Below are 8,525 nucleotides of genomic sequence, written 5' to 3' on the forward strand. Positions count from 1 at the left end.
CGACTCGCCGTCCACCGCCGCCGGGGCCCTGCGGCTGCTGCGGGCCGAGGACGCCGGCCGGGCCGCGCTGCTGATCGCCGGTACCGCCGGCTCCGCCGAGGCGGCCGAGCCGGCGGGGGAGCTGCCGGACGGGGCCCGCTGGGCGGCCGAACTGGTCGACGGCCCGGCCGAGTTGCTCGGCGCCGTCCGGCGGCTGCTGGCCGGGGTGGCGGTGGTCGCGGACCTCGACCGGGCGCTGCGGCTGGTCGCCGGGCACCCCGCGCTGTGCGCCGTCACCGCCGACGGGGACCGGCTCGGCGCCGGCTTCGCCCAGGGCGGCTCCGGCGGCGCGCCGAGCCTGCTGGAGACCCAGGCCGCGGTGGACGAGGCGGCCCGGGCGATCGGCGAACTCACCGTCCGCTGCGCCGAATCGGCCGGGCGGCTGGCCCGACTCGCCGAGCAGCGACGGGAGTCGGCCGCCGAAGTGGAGCAACTCGCCGAGCGGAGACGGCAGGAGGAGAAGGAGCGGGCCCAGGTCGCCGGGGCGCTCGGCCGGCTCGGCGGGCAGGCCCGCGCCGCCGCCGGCGAGGCCGGTCGGCTGTCGGACGCCGCCGCCCGCGCCGAGCAGGGGGTGGCCGAACTGCTCGACGGCGCCGAGGAGCTGGCGCGGCGCCTGGCCGCCGCCGAGGAGTCGGCCCGGGCCGGGGAGGACGAGCCGGACGCCGCCGAACAGCAGCGGCTGGCCGGGGCCGCGAGCGACGCCCGGCAGGCCGAGCTGGAGGCCCGGCTCGCGGTGCGCACCCACGAGGAGCGGGTCCGCGCCCTGGCCGGCCGGGCCGACCAGCTGGACCGGGCCGCCCGCGCCGAGCGCGAGGCGCGCGCCCGGGCCGCCGAGCGCCGCCGGCGCGCCGAGCGCGACGCCTCGGTGGCGAACGCCGTCGCGGCGGGCGCCCGGCAGCTGCTGGCCTGCCTGGAGGTGTCGCTGGCCCGCGCGGACGCCGGGCGGGCGGCCGTCGAACAGGCGCGGGCCGAGCGCGAGCACGAGCTGCGCGAGCACCGGGAGCACGGCCGCGGGCTCAAGGAGGAGCTGGACAAGCTGGTCGACGCCGGGCACCGGGACGAGGTGCTGCGGGCCGAGAAGCGGCTGCGGATCGAGCAGCTGGAGGCCCGCGCGCTGGAGGAGTTCGGCATCGACGGCGGCGAGCTGCTCGCCTCGTACGGGCCGGACCAGCCCGTCCCGCCGTCCGCGCCCGAGGAGGGGACGGAACCGGGCGAGCCGTACCCGTACGTCCGGGCCGAGCAGGAGAAGCGGCTGCGGGCGGCCGAGAAGGCGTACCAGCAGCTCGGCAAGGTCAACCCGCTGGCGTTGGAGGAGTTCGCCGCGCTGGAGGAGCGCCACCGGTTCCTCGGCGAGCAGCTGGACGACCTCAAGCGCAGCCGGCGCGACCTGCTGGACATCGTCCGGGAGGTGGACCAGCGGGTCGAGCAGCTGTTCACCTCGGCGTACCACGACACCGCCGCCCAGTTCGAGGGCGTCTTCGCCCGGCTCTTCCCGGGCGGGGAGGGCCGGCTGGTGCTGACCGACCCGGAGAACATGCTCGCCACCGGGGTCGAGGTCGAGGCCCGGCCGCCGGGCAAGAAGGTCAAGCGGCTGTCGCTGCTGTCCGGCGGCGAGCGCTCGCTGACCGCGGTGGCGCTGCTGGTCGCGATCTTCAAGGCCCGGCCCAGCCCGTTCTACGTGATGGACGAGGTGGAGGCGGCGCTGGACGAGACCAACCTGCGCCGGCTGATCGGGATCATGGAGGAGCTGCGGGAGAGCTCCCAGCTGATCGTGATCACCCACCAGAAGCTCACCATGGAGTCGGCCGACGCCCTCTACGGCGTGACCATGAAGGGCGACGGCATCTCGCAGGTGATCAGCCAGCGGCTGCGCGAGGAGCACCGGGAGCGCCGGCCGCGGGCCGTACGAACCGCATCGGTGTAGGGCGGCTGCGGTCCATCCGGGCTCCGGTCGCGGATACTGGAGCGGATATGGAATACGTGATCCTTGCCGTAGTCATCGCCGTGGTCGCCATCGGCGCGATCGCCGGCCTCGTCGTTTCCGGCAGACGACGCCAGCAGCTGCCCCCGAAGTCGCAGGCGCCGGTCATCACGGCGCCGAAGCCCACCCCGCAGGAGCCCCAGGTCGGCGAGGAGGCCGCGCCGCCGACCGAGGCGCCCCGCCGCACCGTCGAGGAGGTGCAACTCCCGGAGGCCGAGGCGCCCGCCGAGGCCGAGGCCACCGAGGTCGAGGTCGTCGAGGCCGCTGAGGCGGCCCCGGCCATCGAGGTCCCCGAGCCCACCGCCGGCCGGCTGGTCCGGCTGCGCTCGCGGCTCTCCCGCTCGCAGAACTCGCTCGGCAAGGGCCTGCTCTCGCTGCTCTCCCGCGAGCACCTGGACGAGGACACCTGGGAGGAGATCGAGGAGACGCTGCTCACCGCGGACGTCGGCGTCGCCCCCACCCAGGAGCTGGTCGAGCGGCTGCGCACCCGGGTGAAGGTGCTCGGCACCCGCACCCCCGACGAGCTGCGCGCGCTGCTGCGCGAGGAGCTGGTCGAGCTGGTCGGCAAGGACTCCGACCGTGCCGTGCGCTCCACCAAGCACGAGGAGGGCCCGGCGGTGGTCCTGGTGGTCGGCGTCAACGGCGTCGGCAAGACCACCACGACCGGCAAGCTGGCCCGCGTCCTGGTCGCCGACGGCCGTACGGTGGTGCTCGGCGCCGCCGACACCTTCCGCGCCGCCGCCGCCGACCAGCTCCAGACCTGGGGCGAGCGGGTGGGCGCGCGCACCGTGCGCGGCCCGGAGGGCGGGGACCCGGCCTCGATCGCCTTCGACGCGGTCAAGGAGGGCATCGCCGAGGGCGCGGACACCGTGCTGATCGACACCGCCGGCCGCCTGCACACCAAGACCGGCCTGATGGACGAGCTGGGCAAGGTCAAGCGGGTCGTCGAGAAGCACGGCCCGGTGGACGAGGTGCTGCTGGTGCTGGACGCCACCACCGGCCAGAACGGCCTGATCCAGGCCCGGGTGTTCGCCGAGGTGGTCGACATCACCGGCATCGTGCTGACCAAGCTGGACGGCACCGCCAAGGGCGGCATCGTGGTCGCGGTCCAGCGCGAGCTGGGCGTGCCGGTCAAGCTGATCGGCCTGGGCGAGGGCGCGGACGACCTGGCCCCGTTCGAGCCGGGGGCGTTCGTGGACGCGCTGATCGGCGACTGACAGCCTCCGCGAAGCGTTCGATCAGGGAAGCGCACGAAGGGCCCGCCCCCTCCAGGGGGCGGGCCCTTCCGCGTGCCGGGACGGGGCGGTCAGGAGGCCATCCAGGCCGGCTCGGCGGTGCGCTCGCGGCCGCGGTGGCAGGCGTAGGCGAGGGTGCCGAGCAGCAGCCGGGCCTCCGGCGGGCAGCCCGCGTTGTCGCGGGTGGGGCGGCGCAGCCAGCGGACCGGGCCGAGGCCGCCGAGGACGGTGGGCGGGGCGGCGACGTGGCCGCCCTCGCCGTGGCAGACCAGGTCGAGCGCGGCGTCGTCCCAGCCCATCCGGTACAGCAGGTCGGGCAGGCGCCGGGCGGTGCCTGCGGCGACCAGGAACTGGAGCCGGCCGGTGGGGGGCGCGAGCACCGGGCCCACCTGGGTGCCCATCCGCTCCAGCCGGACCAGGGCCTGGAGGCCGGCCTGCTCGGGGACGTCCAGGACGTCGAAGGCGCGGCCGGTGGGGAACAGCACCGCGCCCTCGGTGCGGGCGGCGCGGGCCCGGCCGCCGCCCCGCACGGGGTGCAGGCCGGGCGCGGCGCAGCGGGGGGAGCCGCAGGGACAGCGGGGCGGGGCGGTGGCGCCGGCGACCGGGGTGCCGGTCTCCGGATCGCCGGTGACGACCGCCCAGCCCCAGCGGCCGGTGTACTCCGCGGCGGCCTGGGACGCGGTGACCTTGGTGCGGCGGCGCGCGCCCAGCGGTGCCAGCCGCAGGTGCCCCAGTCGAAGTTCGCCGAACAGGTTGTCCATGCCTCCCCCAACAGGTTCTTGTTGCCGATGGTTACGGGACGGTGACTGTGTGTCGATTGTCAGCCGTGTGGTGCGTAGTGCGGTGGCGGCGCGCAGCGCGTGGTGTGCGCCTGTTCCGACGGTGCGCCTCGGGCGCCGCCTTGTGGGGGCGGCGCCGATGCCGGATCGTCGTGTTCGTGGGGCTGTCGCCGTCCCGAGTGGACGGTGAACTCGCCTGTGGCTGCGGTGGGTTGCGGGTTCCGCCGGGTCCTCCGGGATGGGCCGGGGGACTTGGCGGCCCGCATATGCCGGGCCGTCGGGACTCCCTAAGTGAAGCGTGTGCCCCCGGGCTTCGGTTCACTCCTGGGGGTGGCGAAAGGTGGCGTTTCGCCAGGGGCGCTCCCACGGGCCCCTCACGGGGCATTACGTTCAGCGTGCGGATGTCGTCGAGGAGTCTGTCCCGGGCCGTCGGGCAACGGGAGTTGGGAATCTGACGGATCGTCCGCAACGATGGCACACCAGTGCGAGGGCGCTGCGGTACGGCGGCGCCGCGGCACCTCAGGCACGGCACGTCTGGCAAGAGCCCGCAACCGTCGGGCGGTCACGATCGGGGGCCCCGGTAGGGGCCGGGCGGGATGGGGACGTTACCCATGGCAGAGAAGCAACCGAATGAGAAGCTGACCACGTGGTTCGCCCGCAGTGGCTGGTCCAAGGGCGAGTTGGCCCGCCAGGTCAACCGCAAGGCCCGGCAGATCGGCGCCCACCACGTGTCCACCGACACCTCCCGGGTGCGCCGCTGGCTCGACGGCGAGCAGCCCCGCGAGCCGATCCCCAAGATCATGTCGGAACTCTTCTCCGAGCGGTTCGGCTCGGTGGTCTCCATCGAGGACCTCGGCCTGCGCGCCGCGATCCCGGTCTCCACCGTGGGCGGCGGCGTCGACCTGCCGTGGAGCGGTCAGCAGACCGTCCAGCTGATCAGCGACTACTCCCGCAGCGACCTCATGCTCAACCGCCGGGGCTTCCTCGGCACCTCACTCGCGCTGACTGCGGGCGCCGCGCTGATCGAGCCGATGCAGCGCTGGCTCGCCCCCGGCCCGAGCGGCGTCCCCACCCCGATCCTCACCGCGGCCAACGGCGGCGAGGCCTTCACCGGCCGGCTCTCCGAACCCGAGCTCGAACTGCTGGAGCAGACCACGGTCATGTTCCGGCAGTGGGACGCCCAGAACGGCGGCGGGCTGCGCCGCAAGGCCGTCGTCGGCCAGCTGCACGAGGTCACCGACCTGCTCCAGGAGACGTACAGCGAGGACACCACCAAGCGGCTGTTCCGGCTCACCGCCGAACTCGCCCACCTGGCCGGGTGGATGTCGTACGACGTCGGGATGCACCCGAGCGCGCAGAAGTACTACGTGCTCGCCCTGCACGCGGCCAAGGAGGCCGGCGACCGCCCGTTCGGCGCGCTGATCCTCACCGACATGAGCCGCCAGATGATCCACCTCAACCGGGGCGAGGACGCCCTGGAACTCATCCACCTGGCCCAGTACGGCAGCCGCGACGCCGCCACCCCGCGCCAGCAGTCCCTGCTGTACGCGATGGAGGCGCGCGCCTACGCCACCATCGGCGAGGTCAACCGCTGCGCCCGGGCGATCCGGCTGGCCGAGGACACCTTCACCGACATCCGGGACGGGGACCAGGACCCGGACTGGCTGAAGTTCTTCTCGCCCGCCGAGCTGAACGCCGAGAACGCCCACTCCTTCCGCGACCTCGCGTACCACTCGGACAACGCCGAGCTGTACGCCTCGCTGTCCGCGCCGGTGATGGAGACCGCGGTCGACCTGTTCCGTCAGGACGCCGACCACGTGCGCTCGTACGCCTTCAATCTGATCGGCATGGCCAGCGTCCACCTGCTGCAGAAGGAGGCCGAGCAGGCGGTGGTGATGGCCGAGCAGGCGGTGGACATCGCCACCAAGGTGCGCTCGGAGCGGCTGAACTCCCGGGTCCGCAAGACCACGGAGGCCGCGTCGGCCCGGTTCAAGGGTGTGGACGCGGTGAGCCGGCTCAAGGAGCGGGTGGTCCAGGACATCCCGGAGTTCGTCTCGGTGGTCTGACCGGAGGCCCGCCAGGGCCGTCCGAAGGAAAGAGCTCCACCGACCGTGGCGGCCGCCGCCGTCACGGTCGGTGGCATGTCCGGCAGCCGATGGTCCGGCCCGGCCGGGCCGCGGCGGCCGCGGTTCACGCAGCCGTAACCCGCGCGTCGCACGCGTCACCGCGGTGAAACAACCGGCCGCACCGGCCGAAACCAGCCTTCGGCACGCTCCTCCTCAACGCCGACACCCCGGGTGGCACCACGGGACGGGTCCCCGGGTGCGGATCGGCCTGGACGCAGAGGAGACGCCGATGCCGGACGGCTTCAGCGCGGGCGACACCGCCTTCGTACTCATCAGTGCGGCCCTGGTCATGCTGATGACCCCAGGGCTCGCCTTCTTCTACGGGGGCATGGTCAGGGCCAAGAGCACGCTGAACATGCTGGCGATGAGCTTCCTCTCGCTCGGCATCGTCAGCGTGCTGTGGGTCCTCTACGGCTACTCGCTCAGCTTCGGGTCCGACTCCTTCGCCGGCCTGATCGGCAACCTGGACCACCTCGGGATGCGCGGCCTCGGCCTCGACGAGCTGACCGGCTCCATCCCGGTCACCGCCTTCGCGCTGTTCCAGCTGATGTTCGCGGTCATCACCCCGGCGCTGATCAGCGGCGCCGTCGCGGACCGGGCCAGATTCGCCGCCTGGGGCCTGTTCATCGCGCTCTGGGTGACGGTCGTCTACTTCCCGGTCGCGCACTGGGTGTTCTTCTTCGACGGCGGCCACGGCGGCTGGCTGGGCGACCGCAACGGCGTGATCGACTTCGCCGGCGGGACGGCCGTGCACATCAACGCGGGCGTCGCCGGCCTCGCGCTCTGCCTGGTGCTGGGCAAGCGGATCGGCTTCAAGAAGGACCCGATGCGCCCGCACAGCCTGCCGCTGGTGATGCTCGGCTCCGGGCTGCTCTGGTTCGGCTGGTTCGGCTTCAACGCGGGCTCGGCGCTGGCCGCCAACGGCGTGGCCGCGATGGCCATGGTGAACACCCAGGTCGCCACCGGCGCGGCGCTGGTCGGCTGGCTGGTCTACGAGCGGTTCAGGCACGGAGCCTTCACCACGCTGGGCGCCGCCTCCGGCGCGGTGGCCGGGCTGGTCGCGATCACCCCGGCCTGCGGCTCGGTCAGCCCGCTCGGCGCGGTGGCGATCGGACTGGTCGCGGGCGCGGTCTGCTGCGCCGCCGTCTCGCTCAAGTACCGCTGGGGCTTCGACGACTCGCTCGACGTGGTGGGCGTGCACGCGGTCGGCGGGGCGGTCGGCTCGCTGCTGGTCGGCCTGTTCGCCACCGGCGGGGTCGGCCAGGGCGTCAAGGGCCTGTTCTACGGGGGCGGGATCGGCCAGCTGGGCAAGCAGGCGATGGGCGTGGCGGTGGTCGCGGCGTACTCCTTCGTGCTGTCCTGGCTGCTGGCCAAGGCGGTCGACCGGCTGGTCGGCTTCCGGGTCTCCGGCGAGGTCGAGACGGCCGGCATCGACCAGGCCGAACACGCCGAGTCCGCCTACGATTTCACCGCCGTGGGGGCGGGGCTGGCCCGGGCCCTGCCGGGCCTGGCCGCCGCTGCCGCGACGTCCGCCGCCGAGCGGTCCGCCGGACGGTCCACCGAACGGACCGGCGAACGGACCGGCGTCGCGGAACCCGGTGCCGCCCAGCCCGCCGTGCAGCCCGCCGAGAAGAGGACCGAGGTCGACGCCCGATGAAGCTCATCACCGCCGTGATCAAGCCGTACCGACTGGACGAGGTGAAGTCCGCCCTCCAGGCCTTCGGGGTGCACGGCCTCACCGTCACCGAGGCCAGTGGCTACGGCCGCCAGCGCGGCCACACCGAGGTGTACCGGGGGGCCGAGTACACCGTGGACCTGGTACCGAAGGTCAGGATCGAGGTCCTGGTCGAGGACGAGGACGCCGAGGACCTGATCGACGTCCTGGTGAAGGCCGCCCGGACCGGGAAGATCGGCGACGGCAAGGTGTGGAGCGTGCCCGTCGACACCGCCGTACGGGTCCGCACCGGCGAGCGCGGCCCGGACGCCCTGTAGCCCGGCGGCCGGTCGCCCCACGGCCGGTCGCCCCACGCCGGACGGCGGGCCCGTTCACCCGGGAGGGTGCGGGTCCGCCCGGCGGCGTACCGGCGCTTCCGTACCGGCCTCTCCGGAGCGGCCGAACGGCCGAACGGTCGACCCGAGGGCAGGACGGTTCACCAGCAGGACGGTTCAACCAGCACGACGGACGGGACCCACGCGCATGACCACCGAGACCAGCCCCTCCGACCCCGTCGACCCCTCCGACCCCGTCGGCTGTGCCGCCGCCCGGGCCGCGCTGCTCGCCGCCCCCGGCCCGGGCGCTACCCGGAGGGAACGCTCACCCGGGACCCCGACCTGTGGCCGATGACCGGCAAGAGCGGGGTCGCCC

General features: G+C 74.1%; 6 protein-coding genes. 5 read left to right on the forward strand and 1 reads right to left on the reverse strand.

Annotation, left to right across the window (positions count from 1 at the left end; genetic code table 11):
* The coding region (locus ACWDCZ_RS37505) for an AAA family ATPase (protein ID WP_449818263.1) at positions 1-1,963 on the forward strand (1,963 nt) is incomplete at its 5' end.
* A 47-nt stretch (positions 1,964-2,010) separates the two neighbouring features.
* Positions 2,011-3,237 (forward strand): signal recognition particle-docking protein FtsY, encoded by a 1,227-nt coding sequence (gene ftsY, locus ACWDCZ_RS37510; RefSeq protein WP_074001514.1) that lies wholly within the window; start codon positions 2,011-2,013, stop codon positions 3,235-3,237.
* Between the two features lie 89 nt (positions 3,238-3,326).
* On the opposite strand, the gene ACWDCZ_RS37515 is transcribed toward ftsY, so the two are convergent.
* On the reverse strand, positions 3,327-4,016 hold the full coding sequence (locus ACWDCZ_RS37515; RefSeq protein WP_074001515.1) for a bifunctional DNA primase/polymerase: 690 nt from the start codon (positions 4,014-4,016) through the stop codon (positions 3,327-3,329).
* Positions 4,017-4,645: 629 nt separating this feature from the next.
* Here ACWDCZ_RS37515 and nsdA point away from each other — a divergent pair.
* The 3 genes from nsdA to ACWDCZ_RS37530 all read left to right on the forward strand — a co-directional run bounded on the left by nsdA (position 4,646) and on the right by ACWDCZ_RS37530 (position 8,152).
* Positions 4,646-6,100, forward strand: a complete 1,455-nt coding sequence (gene nsdA / locus ACWDCZ_RS37520) for a transcriptional repressor NsdA (protein WP_181970686.1) — start codon at positions 4,646-4,648, stop codon at positions 6,098-6,100.
* A 289-nt stretch (positions 6,101-6,389) separates the two neighbouring features.
* Entirely contained in the window at positions 6,390-7,817 is a 1,428-nt protein-coding gene (locus tag ACWDCZ_RS37525; protein WP_375877287.1) for an ammonium transporter, read from the forward strand.
* The gene (locus ACWDCZ_RS37530) at positions 7,814-8,152 is read left to right on the forward strand and encodes a P-II family nitrogen regulator (RefSeq protein WP_049659191.1); all 339 of its coding nucleotides are present in this window, start codon (positions 7,814-7,816) and stop codon (positions 8,150-8,152) included. Before ACWDCZ_RS37525 ends, ACWDCZ_RS37530 begins: the two co-directional genes overlap by 4 nt.
* The last annotated feature ends 373 nt before the right edge of the window (positions 8,153-8,525 follow it).

Source organism: Kitasatospora sp. NPDC001225, assembly GCF_053597855.1.

Excerpts from the sequence above, each read along its gene's own strand:
- nsdA (WP_181970686.1), top strand. The coding sequence starts at position 4,646 with ATGGCAGAGAAGCAACCGAATGAGAAGCTGACCACGTGGTTCGCCCGC.
- ACWDCZ_RS37530 (WP_049659191.1), top strand. The coding sequence starts at position 7,814 with ATGAAGCTCATCACCGCCGTGATCAAGCCGTACCGACTGGACGAGGTG.
- ftsY (WP_074001514.1), top strand. The coding sequence starts at position 2,011 with ATGGAATACGTGATCCTTGCCGTAGTCATCGCCGTGGTCGCCATCGGC.
- ACWDCZ_RS37515 (WP_074001515.1), bottom strand. The coding sequence starts at position 4,016 with ATGGACAACCTGTTCGGCGAACTTCGACTGGGGCACCTGCGGCTGGCA.
- ACWDCZ_RS37525 (WP_375877287.1), top strand. The coding sequence starts at position 6,390 with ATGCCGGACGGCTTCAGCGCGGGCGACACCGCCTTCGTACTCATCAGT.